Origin of the sequence: Streptomyces gottesmaniae, from assembly GCF_031845845.1 — a bacterium.
GTDB lineage: Bacteria > Actinomycetota > Actinomycetes > Streptomycetales > Streptomycetaceae > Streptomyces > Streptomyces akebiae.
The window spans coordinates 1-253 of sequence record NZ_JAVRFJ010000213.1; the positions used below are offsets into that span (position 1 = coordinate 1).

Sequence of the window (253 nt, forward strand, 5' to 3'; positions counted from 1 at the left end):
TCCAGTACGCGGGCTTCCGCGCGGCACGCCGAGAGCACGCTCCCCCAGTCTCGGCTTCGCTCGACCGGGAGGGGCCCCCACGACGCCGCTCCTTCTCCCACGGAGATCCATCAGAAGCGCCCTAGCTGTATTGCCCTGAGAGGTTGGGGACGCGGCTGGCGGGTGGTTGGCCTTTCAGCGCGGTGTGTCCGCGGTGGTGATTGTAGGTGTGCAGCCAGCGGGGGAAGGCGTCGCGCCGTTCCTGCTCTGAGCG

Annotated in this window: 1 pseudogene; it reads right to left on the bottom strand. The window is 69.2% G+C overall.

Features of this window, described 5'->3' with window-relative positions:
* Window positions 1-121 precede the first annotated feature (121 nt).
* Window positions 122-253, bottom strand: a pseudogene (locus RM704_RS45110) (IS481 family transposase); the annotation flags it as partial.